Genomic DNA, 18,222 nt, shown 5'->3' on the forward strand with positions numbered 1-18,222 from the left:
GGCGAGGGCGTCGGGAAGGGCGTCGGGAGGCCGGTGCGGCGCCCGCTCGGGCTGCCGGGGCAGCCGCGGGCGGAGGAGTGGCTGGAGCCGGCCTTCGAGCTGCTGCCGGAGCCGGTGGCGGCTCCGGTGGCGCAGGCAGCTCAGGAAGCCCCGGTGGCGCCGCCGGGTGCCGCCGCGGAGTCGGGGGACGGCGGGCCCCGGGTGGTGCACCAGAAGTCGGGCCCGCCGACTTCCGGTGCGACGGAGTCGACTGGAACGGAGCCGACCGGAACGGAGCCGACCGGCGCGGAGGCGGTCGGAACGGATCCGTTGGGGCCCGGAGCGGTCGGGCCGGGGCTGCGGGCCGAGCTGGAGGCGATCCTGATGGTCGTCGACGAGCCGGTCGGCGAGGAGCGGCTGGCCGGGGTGCTGGAAAGGTCGCGGGCCGAGGTGGGCGCTGCGCTGCGCGGCCTGGCCGCCGAGTACACCGCCCAGGGGCGCGGCTTCGACCTGCGGCTGGTGGCCGGCGGCTGGCGGTTCTACAGCCGGGAGACCTGCGCAGAGGCGGTCGACCGCTTCCTGCTGGACGGCCAGCAGGCTCGGCTCAGCCAGGCCGCGCTGGAGACCCTGGCGGTGGTCGCCTACCGGCAGCCGGTGTCCAGATCACGGGTTTCCGCCGTCCGCGGTGTGAACTGTGACGGCGTGATGCGTACCCTGGTACAGCGAGGACTGGCGGAAGAGGCCGGATCCGAGCCCGAAACAGGTGCGATCCTGTATCGGACGACGAACTACTTCCTGGAACGGATGGGGCTCCGCGGCTTGGACGAGCTGCCGGAGCTCGCTCCCTTCCTGCCCGAGGTCGACGACGTGGAAGCGGAGTCCCTGGAGGGCACGATGATCGCGGAGGCGGTCTCCGCCGCTGCCGCGCAGGCCGCGGACGGCAGTGGCGAGGCCGATCGGGCAACGCCTGATCGGTAGGGGGAGGTGAGGTCGGCCGAGACGACCGCACATCCCAGACGGAACGACGTACGGACACTTTGATGCGTAGCAGTGGCAACGGCAGGAACGGCAGCGGCGGCGGTAGCGGTCGCGGCGGACAGGGCGGGGGTCGGGGCGGCTCCTACGGCGGCAGCGGCGGCGGTCGCGGCGGTTCGGGCTCGGGCTCGGGCTCGGGTTCGCGCGGCGGTTCGTACGGCGGTGGCTCGTACGGTGGCGGCTCGGGTTCCGGTTCGGGTTCGCGCGGCGGTTCGTACGGCGGTGGCTCGTACGGTGGCGGCTCGGGTTCCGGTTCGGGTTCGCGCGGCGGTTCGTACGGCGGCGGCTCGGGTTCGGGTTCGCGCGGCGGCGGCTCGTACGGCGGCGGTTCGGGTGCGGGTTCGGGCTCGCGCGGCGGTTCCTACGGGCGCGACGGCGGCCGTCGGGACGACCGGCGCGACGACCGGCGTGACGACCGCCGCTTCCCGGACCGCCCGCTGCGGCCCGAGGAGCGCAAGTACGACCGCCCCGAGTTCGGTGGCGGCCCGAACGCCACCCCGGCCCGCGGCGGCTTCACCGGCCGGCGTCCCGGCCCGGCTCCGCGCCCGCGCCGGGAGGGCCAGGGCGCCCCGGGCGACCCGCGCCGCCAGCCGCAGCGCTCGCGCGAGCTCCAGGCCAGGATCGAGGACGCCGTGCTGGCCCGGCACGACAAGCCGGCCGTCAAGCTGCCCAAGACCTTCGGCGAGCCCGAGGGTGAGCGCCTGCAGAAGGTGCTGGCCCGGGCCGGCGTCGGCAGTCGGCGCGCCTGCGAGGAGCTGATCGAGCAGGGTCGGGTCTCGGTCAACGGCAAGCAGGTCACCGAGCAGGGCAAGCGGGTCGACCCGGAGAAGGACGAGATCAAGGTCGACGGCCTGACCGTCGCCACCCAGTCCTACCTGTTCTTCGCGCTCAACAAGCCGGCCGGTGTGGTCTCCACCATGGAGGACCCGGACGGCCGCCAGTGCCTGGGCGACTACGTGACCAACCGGGAGACCCGGCTGTTCCACGTCGGCCGGCTGGACACCGAGACCGAGGGCATCATCCTGCTCACCAACCACGGCGAGCTGGCCCACCGCCTCACCCACCCGAAGTACGGCGTGACCAAGACCTACCTGGCCGCCATCCAGGGCCCGATCCCGCGTGACCTGGGCAAGCAGCTGGCCAAGGGCGTGGAGCTGGAGGACGGCTACGCGCGCGCCGACAGCTTCAAGGTGATCTCCAACGTCGGCAAGAACTACCTGGTCGAGGTGACCCTGCACGAGGGTCGCAAGCACATCGTCCGCCGGATGCTGTCCGAGGTCGGCTTCCCGGTCGAGAAGCTGGTGCGCACCCACTTCGGTCCGATCGCCCTGGGCGACCAGAAGTCGGGCTGGCTGCGCCGCCTGACCAACCCCGAGGTCGGCCAGCTGATGCGCGAGGTCGGCCTGTAGGACCCCGGCCGTACGGCCGTCGTTCGTCGGAGGGTCCCCCGCCCGTGGTGGCGGGGGACCCTCCGACGTGTGTGAGCCGGGACGCAACCGCTGGTCACGGCCTTGTCAGCGCCATGATCCGTGGCCGAGGATGGCCACCGGACCACCGCCCCGCCGCGTGGCGGGACCGCGCCAGTACGGGCGGCCGGAGGGGTGTTCCGGAGCGAGCAGGGGGAGACGGCGTCGTGTCCGATGCAGCACTGGGGCGGTCCGCCGGACACGCGCTCGGCCCGTTGGGACTGGCCGAGCCGGACGGGCAGGTGTACGCGGCACTGGTCGCCAACCCGCAGTCCACGGCGGAGGAGCTGGCCGAGAGCTGCGGCCTGACGCTCCAGCAGGGCGTGCGCGCGCTGGACCGGTTGGCGCAGCAGGGGATGGCCACCCGGGCCCCGGTGGACCGGGAGCGCTACCTGCCGGTCGCCCCGGACGTGGCGATAGGGACCCTGATCGGCCACCGGGAGTCCGAGCTGCGCAGCGCCCGGGCCGAGATGCACCGGCTGATGGACGCCTTCCGGGAGGCCTCGCGGTACACCGACCCGGCGCACTCGGTGGAGGTGCTGACCGGCGGCGAGGCGATCGCCCAGCGGCTGGAGCACATCACCGGGAGCAGCCAGTACCAGGTCCGCGGCTTCGACCGCCCGCCGTACATCCAGGACCCGGTTTCGGCGATGCCGTTGCAGCGGCGGCGGCTGCGGGAGGGCCTGCGGTTCCGGACGATCTACGACCGGGAGGCGGTGGCCTGGCCCGGCCGCCTGGAGCGGAACATCCTGGTCGGCGTCGCGGACGGTGAGGAGGCGCGGGTGCGGCCGACGCTGCCGATGAAGATGATCATCTCGGACGACCGGATGGCGATCATCCCGATCAGCGTCGGCGACAGCGTGCTGGACGCGGCCTACGTGATCCACCCCTCGGCGCTGCTCCAGGCACTGGACACGCTGTTCGAGGCCGAGTGGGAGCGGGCCGTGCAGTTGCAGGCCGCGATCGGCACCGGGGACGCCTCGCCGGAGCCGGACGCCGACCACCGCAAGCTGCTGGGGCTGCTGGCCGCCGGGCTGACCGACGAGTCGATCGCCCGTTCGCTGGGCTGGAGCGCCCGGACCACCCAGCGGCGGTTGCAGGCCCTGATGCGCTCGCTGGGCGCCACCACCCGCTTCCAGGCCGGGATGGCGGCCCGGGAGCGGGGGTGGCTGTGAGGCGGGTCGGCTGTGATCCGGGGTGGCTGTGGGGCGGGTCGGCCGCTCAGCTCCAGGGGCTGAGCGAGGCCCAGTGGCCGTCCGGGCCGCGGTCGACCTTCTCCAGCCCGACCACGGCGGACCGGTTCAGCCGCCCGTAGATGTGCGGGAACAGCACGCCGGGGGTGGCGCCGGGCGGCGGGGCGCCGTGGGCGGCCTCCCACTTGACCATCGGCTCCACCAGTGCCTCCTCGATCAGCAGCACCATCAGCGGGTCCGGGGTGTCGGCGAAGAAGGAGTTGGCCACCGCGAGCGCCGTCCGCTCGTCCGCCGAGCAGTGGATGAACCCGTCGGTGAGCAGCGACGCGGTGGCGTACGGGCGGCCGGGGTCGGACAGCCAGTCGTCCAGGGGGGCGAGATGGAGGATCATGTTCCTTTTGTACCCGCTTTCCGGTCCTGAGCGGTCGTCACGGGGCCTCCGGCGTCACAGCCCGGCCACCTTGGCGGCGGCGGACACCTCGTACACCAGGGTGAGGCTGCGGCGGGCGCCCGGGCCGAGCGGGACGTCCCAGCGGACGATGCCCTCGGCGTCGAAGGCGTCCGGAGCCGGGGAGCACTCCTCCTTGCGCAGCCGCACCTCGACCTCGGCGACCTCGGAGACCGGCACCCGCTCGCGGACCGTGACCAGCTGCTCGTCGTGCTCCTCCGGGCCGGAGAAGCGGGACAGGTGCAGCCGGACGGTCCGGGTGGTGGTCCGGCGGCCGCTCAGGGCGGTGGTGCCGCTGCGCTCCTCGGTCTCGCGGACCACCCGGTAGCCGTCCGTACTGCCGAAGGACAGTTCGGCGTCGGCGCCGGCGGCGGTGAAGCGCAGCTCGCCGCGGCCGGTGAAGCCGCTGCCGCGGACCAGCTCGACCGGGCCGGCCAGCAGCGAGTGCCCGGCCGCGTTGCGGAACCGGACCACCCGGGTGACCAGCGGGGACAGCTCCGGGGCGCAGGCGAACTCGCTGCTCGCCGGGCCGGTGAAGGCGCCCAGCGGGACCCGGTGGGCGCGGCCGTCGGAGGGGACGGTGGCCGGGGCGGGGGCGGGCAGCACCCGGACCTCGCCGCCGTCGTCCAGGCCGGGGACGGCGGCGTCCGGGCCCAGGGTGCTGACCTCCTCCTCGCGCAGCTCGACCTCGACCGTGCGGCGCTCCTCGTCGGTGCGCTCGCGCAGGACCAGCAGGTCCTCGGCGAGCACCGGCGGGTCGGTGGCCAGGGCGGAGCGGGCGGTGGAGAAGGTCAGCCGGGCGCCGGTCCAGTCCTCGCCGGTGCGCTGCCAGACCACCGCCTCCGACTCCAGGCGCAGGCCGTCGGAGTCCAGCGTGGCGCGGTAGGAGGGGCGCCACAGCGCGCAAGGCACCAGGTGGTGGACGGTCAGCTCGGCCGGGCCGGGGTGCTCGGCCTCGACCGTGAGCTCCAGGTGGGCGTGCAGCTCGGCGGGCTCCTCCTCGGCCTCGTCCAGGGCCAGCAGGGCCTGGGAGCGCTCCTCGTCCAGGCGGCGCAGCCGGGAACGGGTCGCGCGCAGCTCCTCGCCGTGGCGCTCGCGCTCGGCGTCCACCCGGTCCAGCTCGCGGGCCCAGCGGGTGCGCTCGATCTCGCCGACGCCGGCGCCCTCGCCGACCTCGCGCAGCAGGTCCGCGGTCAGCTGGGCGAGCAGGGCGAGCCGGGCCTCCAGTCGGGCGCGGGTCCGGTCCGCGAGGCGGTACTCGGCCTCCAGCCCGTGCAGGCGGTGGCGCAGCGCGGAGTCCGCCGGGCCGGGCGGCAGCGGCGCGCGCGGGGACCAGGAGCGCACCAGCCGGGCCTCCAGCACCCGGGTGCCGGGGGTGGCGGACTCGGCGCGCAGGGTGCGGTCCACGGCGAGGGCGGTGAGCGGGCCCAGCCGCAGCCGCTGGACGCCCGCGGTGAGTCGGACGGTCACCGAGCGCTCGACCTGGGCCCGGTCCTCCAGACAGGTGACGGCGGTGACGGGGAGGGCGGCGGTGACGGGGAGAGAGGGGGGAACGGGGGCGGTGGGAACGGGGAGGGCAGCTGGGAGGGGGAGGGGAACGGTCTCTTCGGTCATCTGGTCAGTTCCTCCGGTTTCCGCCGACGATGGCCTTTCCGGCCGGGATCTTGATCTGGTAGCCGCCGTCCAGCTCGGTGCGGCCACCCGGCGCCAGCTCGACCCGCCAGAGCCGGGTGCCGACCGGGCACTCCGGGGTGGGGACGGCCGGGGCCTGCCAGTCCGCTCGCTCCTCGATCCGGATCTCGGTGTCCGAGGCGACCGGCACGCGCTCGCGGACCTCGACCGTGACGGGGCGGCCGAGGCGGTTCGCCAGGTGGACGTGCACCCGGTGGTCGAGCACGGTGCTGTTGCCCTTCAGCATGCCGGTGGCGGACTCGCGCAGCTCGGTGCGGCGCGCCACCTCGACGCTCTCGGTGACGCCGATGCCCAGGCTCCGGGTGCCGCCCGGGGCGAGGGTCGGCAGGGCGGCGGTGAGCAGGAACTCGTCGTCCACGGTGACCTCGACCGGGCCGGCCAGCACGGCGCGGTCGGTGCGGTTGGCGAGCACCAGGGTCGCGTACACCTTCTCCTCGACGGTCGGGACGGTGACGTACTCGGGGCTGACGGAGAGCGGGATCTCGTCCACCGTGACGGTGTGCCAGGTGCCGTCGGAGGGGACGTCGGCGGGGGCGGCGGCATCGAAGCGGTGGTCGAAGGAGCCGGCCGAGACGCGGGGCGGGACGGCGTGGCGGGGGAGGGCGAGGCCGGTCAGGCGGATGCCCGGGTGGATCTGCTGCCAGGTTTCGTGTTCGAGCCGGGCCGGGTCGGGGCGCAGGGTGCCGCGGCGGTCGGCGGGGGCGTCGGGGCCGGCCAGCTGGAGGTCGGGGTAGTCGAGCAGGTCGGCCGCCGGGACGAAGCCGGTGTCGGGCGGTGGGGTCGCGCCGCGGCGGCGCGCGGAGCGGAGGGCCTCGGCCGGCGGGGCGCCGCCGAAGGCCTGCGGCATCGGGGCCCCGGCGGGGGCCGGGGCGCCGGGGGCGGGTGGGCCGCCGTAGCCGGCGAAGCCGGGTGCCACGGGGGCGGGGGGTACGGGGGGCATGGGCACGGGGGCGGGGGCGGAGAACGCCGGGGCGGAGGGCGGCTCCGGGACGCTGAGCATTCCGCCGCCGGACGGGCCGGCGGGCGCCGCCTCGTCCGCGAGGAACTCGGCGCGGGGCCCGGCCGGGCGGGCGCCGCCGCGCCGGGCCGAGAAGCGGCGGCCGGGCCCGGGTGCGCCGGGCGGGACCGGGAGCGGGACGTTGCGGCGGCGAGGGCGGCGGGCGGGGCGGTCGGCCGTGGCCGCGTCGTAGCCGGTGAAGAGCTCGGACAGGCCGGCCGGGGGCTCGCGCCAGCCGGAGGGCGGCGGGGCGGGCTGGCTGCGCCCGATCCGGAGGGAGGCGAGTCGGGGGAGGTCGGTGCGGCGGTCGAGGTCGGCGGTGGACAGGGCGAGCCGGACGCCCGTCCAGTCCTCGCCGGTGTGCTGGGCGACGGCGGCGCGCAGGACCAGCTGGGCGGTGTCGGCACCGGTGCGGTGGCTGAGCCGGTAGGCGGGCACCCAGCGGGCGGTGGGGACGCCGTACTCCAGCTCCAGCTCCAGTTCGATCCGGTCGGGGGCGGTGGTTTCGGAGGCGGTTTCGGGGGCGTTGGCGTCGGGGGTGCCGGTGGTGAGGGTGAGCAGGACGGTTCTGGTGGTGCCGACCGGCTCGGTGCGGTCGGCGGTGGACGCGCGGTCCAGCCGGTCGGCGGCCAACTGGCGCTCGTGGTCCGCGAGTTCGATCTCCCGGGTGAGCTGCTCGGAGCGCTCCTGGAGCCGGGCCAGCCGTTCGTCGACGAAGTCGGCGAGCTCCAGCCAGGCGTCCGCCGGGGTGCGGCGCAGCGGCTCGTCGGGGCGGCGCTGGGGCGGGACGGCGCGCAGCGCGGCGGTCTCGGCGATCGCGGCCAGGACCAGCCGGTGGCGCTCGTTCAGGGCGCCCTGGTGTTCCATGGCCTCGTCCAACTCGCGCTGCATCTGCGGGAGTTCATCGGGCTCGTGGAGCTCGGCGAGCGTTTCGAGGCGGGCCTCGACCACCGTGGTGCCGGCCGGTCCGGACAGCACCCGGGCGCGCAGCGAATCGGCGCGCAGCGAGTCGGGCAGGCCGGTCAGCCGCAGCCGTCCGTCCGGGGGGAGGGGGACGGTGGCCCGGCGCCGGCACACCGCGCCCTCGGCGTACACCACGACGGAGTCGAGGGCCGACGGGTGGGCCGGTACGGCCGGCCGTTTCGACGGCCCGGTGTGGCTGCTGTGTCGATCGTCCATGCGCATCCCCTTCGTTCGCGTCCGGTGGTCCCGAGGCCCGGGAGTCCCGTGGCCCGGTGGTCCCGTGGACCGGTGTGCCGCGGCTCGCCCCGCCTGTCCCCCGGGCGGCCAGTCTGCCCCGCCGGGGGCCGGGCGTCGCCGGATTTCCCGGGGCACGGCGTGTGCACTGGGTGGGACGGGGCGCGGGGCGCGGTGGTTGCCGGGTGGGTGGCGGTTGCCGGGGCGTGGCGGTCAGCGGGGGCGTTGGTTGCCGGGGCGTGACGGTTGGCGGGGTCGGGGGTCGGCGGGGGGCGTCGGGTGGGAGGATGGGGCGCGGGCGCGCCCGGTCGGCTCCGGTACTTCGTCGCGCCCTCCGGCACCCGCTGAGCACCGCCCGTTCGTCGAGCACCGCCCGTGTGAACCGTCCCGTCGAGAAACCGTGATCGAGGAGAGCCACCCGCCATGCGCACTGCCGTCGTCGTCGGCACCGGACTGATCGGCACCTCCGCAGCCCTGGCCCTGGCCGCACGCGGGCTGACCGTCCATCTGGAGGACGCGGACCCGGACGCCGCCCGCACCGCCGAGTCGCTCGGCGCCGGCATCACCGAACCGGCCGAGGGCCCGGTCGACCTGGCGATCATCGCCGTCCCGCCGGCCCTGGTCGGCAAGGTCCTCGCGGACTGCCAGCGCCGCAACCTGGCGCACTGGTACACCGACGTGGCCAGCGTGAAGTCCGGCCCGGGCAGCGAGATCGCCACGCTGGGCCTGGACACCGTCCACTACATCGGCAGCCACCCGATGGCCGGCCGCGAGCGCTCCGGCCCGCTGGCCGCCCGCGCCGACCTGTTCGAGGGCCGCCCCTGGGTGCTCACCCCGACCGCCGACACCGACACCGACACGCTCAACGCCGCGCTGGAGCTGGTCGCGCTGTGCGGCGCGGTGCCGATCGTGATGGACGCCGAGGCCCACGACCGGGCCGTGGCCCTGGTCTCGCACGCCCCGCAGCTGGTCTCCTCGCTGGTCGCGGCCCGGCTGGAGCACGCCGACGAGACGGCCATAAGGCTCTCCGGCCAGGGCGTGCGCGACGTGACCCGGATCGCCGCCTCGAACCCCGGGATGTGGGTCGACATCCTGTCGGCCAACGCGGGCGCGGTCGCCGACGTGCTCGCCGAGGTCGCCAACGACCTCGGCGAGACCGTCACCGCGCTGCGTGCCCTGGAGGCCGAGGAGGAGGGTATGCGCCGCTCCGGTGCCGAGGGCATCGAGGCGGTCATGCGGCGCGGCAACACCGGCCAGGCCCGCATCCCCGGCAAGCACGGCGCCCCGCCCACCCGGTACGAGACCGTCGCGGTCGTCCTCGGCGACCAGCCGGGCGAGCTGGGCCGGCTGTTCGGGGAGGTCGGCGAGGCCGGGGTCAACATCGAGGACGTCCTGATCGAGCACTCGGACGGGCAGCAGGTCGGCTTCGTCCAGCTGTCGGTGGCGCCGACGGCGGTCAAGCGGCTCACGGCGGCGCTGCGCGCGAGCGGGTGGAGCGTCCGGGACTGACGCTCCCGGGCGGTGTCCGGGTGGGGCGGTGTCCGGGCGGGGCGCTGTTCGGGTCGGGGCCGTGTCCGGGGCCTGGTGGTTCGGGTCGGGGTGGTACGGGGGAGCGGGCGGGGAGGGGGAGTGGGCGTGATCATCGAGTTGCCGCTGGGGGAGACCCGGCACGGGTTCGCGGGCGAGCCGGTGGACCTCGGGAACGAGCGCTTCCTGCGGGCGGTGGTGGGCGGGGACTTCCTGGTCCGTCACCGCAGCGTGGCGGCGATGGTCGAGCGGCCCCGGCCGCAGCCGGTCCGGCCGGAGTTCTCCGCACCGGAGCCCGGCGAGCCCGAGCCGACCTGGAGCCTGCTGCTGCGCGCCGCCCACACGGCCTTCGCCGACCACCTGCCGCTGAGCCTGTCGCCGGACGTGCTCTGGTACGCGGTGGTGCACGAGGTCGCGGTGCACGTACGGATGTACCCGCCGCGCTACCGGGCGCTGTTCGGCGCGGCGGACCGCTCGCGGGCGCTCGTGGTGCGGGACGACTCGCTGCTGGGCGGGGGCGCCGACTGGGCCCGGTCGGTCCGGCTGGTCCGGGAGCCCCTGGTGGCGGCCCTCGGCGCGGAGGTGGTCGAGCTGTTCCGGCCGGCCTTCTCCACCACCACGCCGGACGACGAGGCCTCGGCCCTGGTCGCGCTGATGGACGTGGTCAGCCCCTACTACGACTTCCGCTGGGAGACCCGCTGCGGCATCCCGCGGATCCGGCTGGAGGGCACCGCCGGGGACTGGGCGCTGCTCGCAGGCCGGGTGGACGCGCTGGCGGAGCGCTTCGACTGGCTGGTGCCGTGGTTCGACGGGCTGCGCCCGGTGCTGGCGCAGATCGCCGCGACGGCGGCGGGCGGCCCGGTGGACGAGGGCTTCTGGCGTTCGCTGTACAAGTGGGAGTCGGTGTCCGGCGGCCCGCTGGTGACCGGCTGGCTCACCGCCTTCTTCGCCCACACCCAGACCCCGGACGGGCCCCGGCTGCGGCAGACCTTCTGCTGGCGCGAGGCCGCGGGCACCTCGTACCACCGGGACGCCTTCGCGGTGAACGACTTCCCCTCGCACCTGTCCACGGTGCCGTTCGTCTGGGACCTCCTGGGCGTCGAGCGGTCCATGGTGCTGGTCGGCGGGGTGCTCGGGATCGAGCGGGACGGGGAGTTCCTGCGGCCCCGGCTGGGGCACGCGGTGCTGGAGACGGGGGAGTCGCGATGATCGTGGACGTTCCGCTCGGTGAGGGCCAAGTACCGGGCGATGTGGGGGAGTTGACGGAGGCCGGGAACGACGGGTTCCTGGCGGCGGTGGTCGGCGGGGAGTTCGAGCTGCTGCACCGCAGCACCGGGACGCTGCTGGCCAGTCCGGAGGAGCGGCGGCCCGAGGGCGAGCCCGAGCCGACCTGGAGCCTGCTGCTGCGCGCCGCCCATACCGCCTTCGCGGAGCACCTGCCGCTGAGCCTGTCGCCGGACGTGCTCTGGTACGCGGTGGTGCACGAGATCGCGCTGCACGTACGGCTGAACGCTCAGCAGTACGAGGGGCTGTTCAGCGCCACCCCCGGTGAGAAGCGGACCATCGAAGTCAGGGACGACAGCCTGCTGGGCGCCGACGCGGACTGGGCGCGGTCGATCAGGCTGGTCCGGGGGCCGCTGGCGAAGGAGATCGGGCCCGAGCTGGTGGAGCTGTTCCAGCCGACCTTCTCGACCACCACGCCGGACGACGTCTCCGCGGTGCTGGTCGCGCTGATGGACGTGGTCAGCCCGTACTACGAATTCCGCTGGCTCACGCTGTGCGGCATCCCGCGGATCCGGCTGGAAGGCACGGCCGAGGACTGGGCGCTGCTGGCGGCGAGGGCCGGGGAGCTGGCGGAGTGGTTCGGGTCGCCCGAGGCGCTCGGGCCCTGGTTCGCGGGGCTGCGGCCGGTGCTGGCGGAGATCGCGGCGACGGCGGCCGGCGGGCCGGCGGACGAGGGGTTCTGGCGTTCGCTGTACAAGTGGGAGTCGGAGTCCGGCGGGGACTTCGTCTCCGGCTGGATCACCGTCTTTTTCGCCCACACCCAGACACTCTCGGGGCCCGAGCCGCGTACGGACTTCCGCTGGCGGGACGGGCGGGGGCGGTTCCGGGAGAACGCCTTCCCCTCGCACGTGTCGAAGGTGCCGTTCCAGTGGGAGACCCCGGCCGGGATCCGGAAGATGGCCTTCCTCGGCGGGGTGCTCGGCATCGAGCGGGACGGCGAGTACGTACGGCCCCGGCTCGGGAACGCCGTGCTGGAGGTGCAGCGGGAGCCCGTCGACCCGGCGAACGAGCAGGCGGCGCTGGCGGCGGCGCAGCTGCCGCCGGGGTGGACGGTCGAGCGGGTGCGGGAGGTCAGCGGGTCCCCGTGGGCCAAGCTGGTGAGGGCGGACGGCGTCACCGTCGAGAGACGGGAGGGCGGGCCCGTGGGTGCGGTCGCACTCATCCGCTTCAGCCACTTCTGCTTGGTCCGGTGCGCGGGCGACGACGATTGGTACGCCGCCTTGCCGCTGCCGGACGGCACGGTGCAGTTGGGGAGGTCGCGCGGGCCGGATCTGGCGGGTGCGTTGGCGGGGGCGGAGTACTGGTGATCGGCCCGGGACGGGGTCCGGCCGCGGTCCATTAACCTTGAGGGAGACAATCCCCGGCCGTCCGCCCCCACAGGCGTCCGGCTCCCGTGTTCTCAGCATGCTCAGAGAGAGGTTCGCCCCGTGGACACTGCCGACCGAGCGCACGCCCCGGTCGTCGTCGCCATCGACGGACCCTCCGGCTCCGGCAAGTCGACCGTCTCGCGGGCGGTCGCCGCCCGGCTGGGCCTGAGCTTCCTGGACACCGGCGCCATGTACCGGGCGATGACCTGGTGGATGCAGGCCAACGACGTGGACGTCGACGACCCGGAGGCGGTGGCCGTCGCGTGCGGCAAGCCCGTCATCGTGTCCGGTACGGACGCCGACGGGCCGACCATCACGGTGGACGGTCAGGACGTCTCCGGCCCGATCCGGGGCCCCGAGGTGACGGCGCAGGTCAGCGCGGTCGCCGCGGTGCCGGCCGTGCGGGCCCGGCTGGTGGAGCTGCAGCGCGGCTGCGCCGAGGTCGCCGAGCGCGGCATCGTCGCCGAGGGCCGGGACATGGGGACCGTGGTGTTCCCGCAGGCCACCGTCAAGGTGTTCCTGACCGCCTCCGAGTCGGCCCGGGCCGCGCGCCGGGCGGCCGAGCTGCGGGCCAAGGGCGTGGACGAGGCGACCATCACCGCGATGGCCGCCGACCTCGCGCGCCGCGACGCGGCCGACTCCTCCCGGGAGACGGCGCCGCTGACCCAGGCCGCGGACGCGGTGCTGGTGGACACCAGCGAGCTCACCCTGGAGCAGGTGATCGGCCGGATCACCGCCCTGGTGGAGGAGCGGGCCGGGCTGTCGTCGGTCTGACCGGCTGGCCTTCCGGTCCGGCCGGCCGACCATTTCGGTCTGACCAGCTGACCATTTTTGATCGTATCGGCCGACCGGCCGATCATTGAACGAACCGCGGGCCGTCAGGCGCCGCGGACGAAACCATCGCGCTGCCCCAGCGGGGCAGGTACGCACGGCACGCCCCTGGGAAGGGCCGGGCCGGGAAACGGAACAGACGAACATGACCGCAGAGCACTCCGCCGGCCCCGGCGAGCTGGATGCCGCCGACTACGCCGAGTACATGGCCCTGGCCGCCGAAGAGGGCTTCGACCTCGACGGCTTCGACGGCGTGGACGGCGCCGAGCTCGTCCGGCTGCCGGTGCTGGCCGTCGTCGGCCGCCCGAACGTCGGCAAGTCGACCCTGGTGAACCGCATCATCGGCCGCCGCGAGGCCGTCGTCGAGGACAAGCCGGGCGTCACCCGTGACCGGGTCACCTACGAGGCCAGCTGGAACGGCCGCCGCTTCAAGGTCGTCGACACCGGCGGCTGGGAGATCGACGTCCTCGGCATCGACGCCATGGTCGCCGCGCAGGCCGAGCTGGGCATCGAGCAGGCCGACGCGGTCCTGTTCGTCGTGGACGCCACCGTCGGCGCCACCGACACCGACGAGGCCCTGATCAAGCTCATCCGCCGGGCCGGCAAGCCGACCGTCCTGTGCGCCAACAAGGTCGACGGCCCGTCCACCGAGGCCGAGGCGGCCTACCTGTGGTCGCTGGGCCTGGGCGAGCCCTTCCCGGTCTCCGCCCTGCACGGCCGCGGCTCCGGTGACCTGCTGGACGCCGTCATGGACGCGCTGCCCGAGGCCCCGGCGCAGACCTTCGGCGACGCCGCCCCCGGCGGCCCGCGCCGGATCGCGCTGATCGGCCGGCCCAACGTCGGCAAGTCCAGCCTGCTGAACAAGGTCGCCGGCGAGGAGCGGGTGGTCGTCAACGAGCTGGCCGGCACCACCCGTGACCCGGTCGACGAGATGATCGAACTCGGCGGCAAGACCTGGAAGTTCGTGGACACCGCCGGTATCCGCCGCCGGGTCCACCTGACCGCCGGCGCCGACTTCTACGCCTCGCTGCGCACCTCCGCCGCGCTGGAGAAGGCCGAGGTCGCGGTCGTCCTGATCGACGCCAGCGAGACCCTGGCCGAGCAGGACACCCGGATCATCTCGATGGCCGTCGAGGCCGGGCGTGCCGTCGTCGTCGCCTACAACAAGTGGGACCAGCTCGACGAGGAGCGCCGCTACTACCTGGAGCGCGAGATCGAGCGCGACCTCGTCCAGGTGCAGTGGGCCCCGCGGGTCAACGTCTCGGCCAAGACCGGCCGGCACATGGAGAAGCTCGTCCCGGCGATCGAGACCGCGCTGGACGGCTGGGAGACCCGCATCACCACCGCGCGCCTGAACGCCTTCCTCGGCGAGCTGGTCGCCGCCCACCCGCACCCGATCCGCGGCGGCAAGCAGCCGCGCATCCTGTTCGGCACCCAGGCGGGCATCCGTCCGCCGCGCTTCGTGCTGTTCGCCTCGGGCTTCCTGGAGGCGGGGTACCGGCGCTTCATCGAGCGTCGTCTGCGGGAGGAGTTCGGCTTCGTCGGGACGCCGATCTCGATCTCGGTGCGGGTGCGGGAGAAGCGCAACAACAAGAAGAAGTAGGTCGCAGCTGTAGCTGTACGAGCTGGAGGGCTCCGTCACCGGTGGTGGCGGGGCCCTCGGGCGTTTCCGCTGCCGGTGGTGTGCGCCGACCGACGGTTCGGCTGCTTGCTCAGGCCGCGGTCGGGGACGGGCGGGGGCCGGGCGGGGGTCGCCCGTCAGTGGTGGTCGCCGGTGCGGCCAGGGGGGAGCGAAAGCATCTGGCGGTGGCGGCCGCCGGTCGGGGCGGGGGCCGTGGCGAGGCCGGTGGCCGTGCCCAGCAGCGGGGACGGGGCCGGCGGCGGGGCGGGCACGGTGTGCTGGACCGCGCCGAGGTAGCCGGCGGCGACCCAGCCCTGGCCGTTGGTGAACTGGGGAGCCGGGGGGCCGGCCTGGCCGTGGCCGTCGCTGGTGGCGGCGGTGGCGGCCATGGCGGCCATGGGCTCGGGGTGGGGGGTCGGCTGGTGCTGGGGGTGGTGCTGGTGCTGGTGCTGGGGGTGGACGTGCGCGTGGTGCTGGGGGGCGTGGTGCTGGGTGTGCGCGTGGTGCTGGGTGTGCGCGTGGTGCTGGGGGATGTGGTGCTGGGTGGGGGTGTGGTGCGACTGCGTCGGCATGAACTGGGGGAGGCCGGAGGGCTGGCCCGCGTAGGTGTGGAAGGCCTGCTGCTGCGCCGACGGGTACGGGCGCTGCTCGCCGAGCAGCGGGTGGCCGTCGCGGACCGCGAAGCCGGTGAACCTCAGATCCTCCTCGCCCGAGCGGTCGCCGGGCAGGGCGCGGAACAGCCGTCGGTACTCGGAGTACAGCTCGTCGTAGATCGGGGTCGTCGAGTGCGGGTGCTCCGCGTCGTACGACGGGCGCATGCCCGGGATCGAGCGGGGGGCGGTGGCCGACCGTCCGGCGGGTGCGGAGACGTCGTAGCTGTACACGTAGGGGCCAACGAGTGAGAGGCGGCGGGGATGCGGGGGCGTTCGGCGTACCGGGGGGAGGGCGCGGGCTCGCCGGGTGCTGCGGACGCGCCGTGCCTGCCGGGTGCGGCGGAAGGGCGGCGGGCCGTCCGCCCTTCCGCCGCACCCGGTGGGCCGGAGCGGCGGGATCAGGTGCCGGCGAGCGGGAGGGAGGCGGCGACCACCTGGCCCAGCGCGACCGCCCGCTCCAGCGCCTGGCGCAGCAGGTCCTCGCGGGGCTGGCGGCCGACCATCCCGGCCGGGACGGCGTACATGGTCACCTCGGAGAGCTGGCTGGCGGCCATCCGCCAGGCGTCGGTGACCTGGAGCGGCTGGTGGGCCTGCCACCAGCCGGTGCTGCCGCCGGCCGCGGCGGGCTGGAGGATCGCGTGCAGCTTGCCCATGGCGACCAGGACCGACCAGCCGGGCAGCTGCTCCGGGGTCTCGTCGAGGTCGGTGACCGGCTGGAAGCCCGCGTCCTGGAGCAGGTCGAGGAACTCGTCCTCGCCGGTGGTGCTGCCGGGCCGGCCGACCGGGCCGGTGGGCTCGACCACGAGGGAGGCGTGGCCGACCTTGCCGTGCAGGACGAGCCCGCAGGTGATGCCGAGGATGGCGGCCTGGCCGGGGGCGGGCGGCTGGGGGGCGGCCGGCGCGGGGAGGGCGAGGTCCGGGGAGGGCGCGGTGAGGTCCGAGGCCGGGACGGTGAGGCCGGGCGCGGCGGGCTGCGACTGGTTGATGCTGCGGACGGCGCCGACCAGCTGCTCCTCGGCGACCGGCACCACCTGGGAGGGGATGCACCGGGCGTGGGCGAAGGCCAGGACCGCCGTCTCGTCGCCGACGAACAGCACGGTGCTGGTGGGCTCCACGTGGGTGTCGCCGGGGGTGCGGCAGGAGGTGCATTCGTAGCTGTCGGGGGCGCGGTCGCCGCCGAGCAGGCGGTCGGCCTCGTCGTCGCCGATCTCGGACCGGACCTCGTCGCTGACGTCGAGCATGCGCGGCACGGGTTCTCCTCGGATGGGTGCGGGTGGGTCAAGGGCGGGCCCGGGGGCGGGCACGGGGCGGGCATGGGGCGGGGCATGGGGAGGTCGCCATGCCCAACGGGCCCTTGTGTCAGGCGTCACGGGTGCCCGGTGAGGCTGACGGGAATTGCCCCGGATCCGACCGCGCCGCGTGTTCTCGTGGTCGCAATCTGTCGATGTCGGTGCCAGGACTGCCGGAATGAAACGGTGAGGTGAGTCACGCCGACTTGATGTTTGATCTAGGAATCGATGGCCAAAGCGGACATTTCGGGCAAGAATGTGTGGCCATTACCGCCGGTAACCCTTTGCTGAGCTGGGAAGACCGGTGGTGTTTTGGTTTCCCCGCCGACCGACCCCTAGCTTTCTTGGCGGCGCAACGAGCGCCACCCGGGTTCACCCCCGACGCACCGCTCCCCGGCTCCGGCCGGGCGCGGCAGGTGCCCGCCGACGCGATCGCTCGAACAGGTCGCCGGCGAGCGGCTGGGTGGCCAGGGCGGCAGAGGCACGTCCGACACGTGCACGGCCGTCCGACGGACGCGGCAAGCGAAACGCGACCCTCCCCAGGGTCTGGTTCCGCATGCCCGCCCGGGGCTGTCGAGAGGAACCCCATGACCTTCCGTAACGAGAACGCCGCTGCCACCACCACCGCCGCCACCAAGCGCAACCGCGTTCGGATGGCCGTCGTGGCGGGCGCCGCTGTCGCGGCCCTGCCGGTGGCCGGCCTCGTCACGGCCACCTCGGCCTCCGCCGCCCCCGTCTCCACCTGGGACTCCGTCGCCCAGTGCGAGAGCGGCGGCAACTGGGCCATCAACACCGGCAACGGTTTCTACGGCGGTCTGCAGTTCACCTCCAGCACCTGGGCCGCCTTCGGCGGCACCGCCTACGCCGCGCAGGCCAACCAGGCCACCAAGGCGCAGCAGATCTCCGTCGCCGAGAAGGTCCTCGCCTCGCAGGGCCCCGGCGCCTGGCCGGTGTGCTCCGTCAAGGCGGGCCTCACCAAGGGCGGCGCCCCGGCCGCCGTCGACACCTCGGCCGGCACCTCCGCCGCCAAGCCGGCGCAGACCCCCGCGCCGAAGACGGCCACCCCGAAGGCCGCGGCCGCGCCGAAGGCCGACGTGGCCCCGAAGGCCGCCGCGCCCAAGGCCGACGCCGCGCCGAAGACCGACGCCCCGTCGAAGAAGGACGCCGCGAAGTCCTCGAACGGTGCCAAGTCCTGGAACACCTCCAACGACGCCAAGCCGGCCAAGGGCAACTACACCGTCAAGTCCGGTGACACCCTGAGCTCCATCGCCGCCGCGCAGGGCCTGGACTGGCACGACCTGTACAAGAACAACGCCAAGGTCGTCGGTGGCAACCCCGACCTGATCTTCCCGGGTCAGACCCTGAGCATCTGAGGCCCTGAAGCTTGCTGAGCTGACCTCTGGTCGCCTCCGGTCGTCTCTGGGTGCTCGGTTGTTCGTCACGGCCGCTCCTCCGCCACGCGGGGGAGCGGCCGTCGGCGTTCCCGGCGTGGCGGGGTGGGGTGAGGTCCGGGCTCCCTAGGGTCGGCTGCTGTGCCGCATTCGTCTGACGTGTCGTGCGGGGGTGCCGTGTCGTGCGGGGTCGAGGTCCGGTGCGGGTGCGGGTGCGGGTGCGGGTGCGGGTGCGGACGGGGGCCGGGGCAG

General features: G+C 74.7%; 14 protein-coding genes. 9 read left to right on the forward strand and 5 right to left on the reverse strand.

Annotated features, from left to right (window positions below):
• Positions 1-363: 363 nt before the first annotated feature.
• From ACFY2K_RS30215 to ACFY2K_RS30225, 3 genes are all read left to right on the forward strand, one after another.
• The gene (locus tag ACFY2K_RS30215) at positions 364-957 is read left to right on the forward strand and encodes an SMC-Scp complex subunit ScpB (protein WP_380408390.1); all 594 of its coding nucleotides are present in this window, start codon (positions 364-366) and stop codon (positions 955-957) included.
• Between the two features lie 62 nt (positions 958-1,019).
• Positions 1,020-2,423, forward strand: coding sequence for a pseudouridine synthase (locus ACFY2K_RS30220; RefSeq protein ID WP_387715636.1), 1,404 nt, complete (start codon positions 1,020-1,022; stop codon positions 2,421-2,423).
• A gap of 224 nt (positions 2,424-2,647) precedes the next feature.
• The gene (locus tag ACFY2K_RS30225) at positions 2,648-3,655 is read left to right on the forward strand and encodes a helix-turn-helix domain-containing protein (protein ID WP_375887094.1); all 1,008 of its coding nucleotides are present in this window, start codon (positions 2,648-2,650) and stop codon (positions 3,653-3,655) included.
• Between the two features lie 46 nt (positions 3,656-3,701).
• Here the strand turns inward: ACFY2K_RS30225 and ACFY2K_RS30230 are convergent, their stop codons facing one another.
• The 3 genes from ACFY2K_RS30230 to ACFY2K_RS30240 are packed head-to-tail and all read right to left on the reverse strand — an operon-like array spanning position 3,702 to position 7,989.
• On the reverse strand, positions 3,702-4,064 hold the full coding sequence (locus tag ACFY2K_RS30230) for a DUF952 domain-containing protein (RefSeq protein WP_375887095.1): 363 nt from the start codon (positions 4,062-4,064) through the stop codon (positions 3,702-3,704).
• Between the two features lie 54 nt (positions 4,065-4,118).
• Positions 4,119-5,735, reverse strand: a complete 1,617-nt coding sequence (locus ACFY2K_RS30235; protein ID WP_387715641.1) for a DUF4139 domain-containing protein — start codon at positions 5,733-5,735, stop codon at positions 4,119-4,121.
• Between the two features lie 4 nt (positions 5,736-5,739).
• Positions 5,740-7,989 (reverse strand): DUF4139 domain-containing protein, encoded by a 2,250-nt coding sequence (locus ACFY2K_RS30240; RefSeq protein WP_387715643.1) that lies wholly within the window; start codon positions 7,987-7,989, stop codon positions 5,740-5,742.
• Between the two features lie 441 nt (positions 7,990-8,430).
• Here ACFY2K_RS30240 and ACFY2K_RS30245 point away from each other — a divergent pair, with 441 nt between their 5' ends.
• The 5 genes from ACFY2K_RS30245 to der all read left to right on the forward strand — a co-directional run bounded on the left by ACFY2K_RS30245 (position 8,431) and on the right by der (position 14,619).
• Positions 8,431-9,516: a prephenate dehydrogenase gene (locus tag ACFY2K_RS30245; RefSeq protein WP_380586551.1), complete on the forward strand. Its 1,086-nt coding sequence runs from the start codon at positions 8,431-8,433 to the stop codon at positions 9,514-9,516.
• A gap of 126 nt (positions 9,517-9,642) precedes the next feature.
• Positions 9,643-10,743 (forward strand): DUF4419 domain-containing protein, encoded by a 1,101-nt coding sequence (locus ACFY2K_RS30250; RefSeq protein WP_380531283.1) that lies wholly within the window; start codon positions 9,643-9,645, stop codon positions 10,741-10,743.
• Entirely contained in the window at positions 10,740-12,125 is a 1,386-nt protein-coding gene (locus tag ACFY2K_RS30255; protein ID WP_380586554.1) for a DUF4419 domain-containing protein, read from the forward strand. Before ACFY2K_RS30250 ends, ACFY2K_RS30255 begins: the two co-directional genes overlap by 4 nt.
• Positions 12,126-12,245: 120 nt before the next feature.
• Positions 12,246-12,959 carry a (d)CMP kinase gene (cmk, locus tag ACFY2K_RS30260; protein ID WP_380531289.1) on the forward strand — a complete coding sequence of 238 codons (714 nt, stop codon included), beginning with the start codon at positions 12,246-12,248 and terminating at the stop codon, positions 12,957-12,959.
• Between the two features lie 202 nt (positions 12,960-13,161).
• On the forward strand, positions 13,162-14,619 hold the full coding sequence (gene der, locus ACFY2K_RS30265) for a ribosome biogenesis GTPase Der (RefSeq protein WP_380531292.1): 1,458 nt from the start codon (positions 13,162-13,164) through the stop codon (positions 14,617-14,619).
• Positions 14,620-14,774: 155 nt separating this feature from the next.
• Here der and ACFY2K_RS30270 read toward each other — a convergent pair whose 3' ends face one another.
• Together ACFY2K_RS30270 and ACFY2K_RS30275 are read right to left on the reverse strand one after the other, a co-directional pair.
• Positions 14,775-15,521, reverse strand: coding sequence for a hypothetical protein (locus ACFY2K_RS30270; RefSeq protein WP_380644992.1), 747 nt, complete (start codon positions 15,519-15,521; stop codon positions 14,775-14,777).
• A 167-nt stretch (positions 15,522-15,688) separates the two neighbouring features.
• Complete coding sequence (locus ACFY2K_RS30275) at positions 15,689-16,540, reverse strand: hypothetical protein (RefSeq protein ID WP_387715649.1); 852 nt, start codon at positions 16,538-16,540, stop codon at positions 15,689-15,691.
• A gap of 626 nt (positions 16,541-17,166) precedes the next feature.
• Here ACFY2K_RS30275 and ACFY2K_RS30280 point away from each other — a divergent pair.
• Positions 17,167-17,952, forward strand: coding sequence for a transglycosylase family protein (locus ACFY2K_RS30280; RefSeq protein ID WP_380586560.1), 786 nt, complete (start codon positions 17,167-17,169; stop codon positions 17,950-17,952).
• Positions 17,953-18,222: the final 270 nt, after the last annotated feature.

The sequence above is a fragment of the Kitasatospora sp. NPDC001309 genome (genome assembly GCF_042896295.1).
Classification (GTDB): domain Bacteria; phylum Actinomycetota; class Actinomycetes; order Streptomycetales; family Streptomycetaceae; genus Kitasatospora.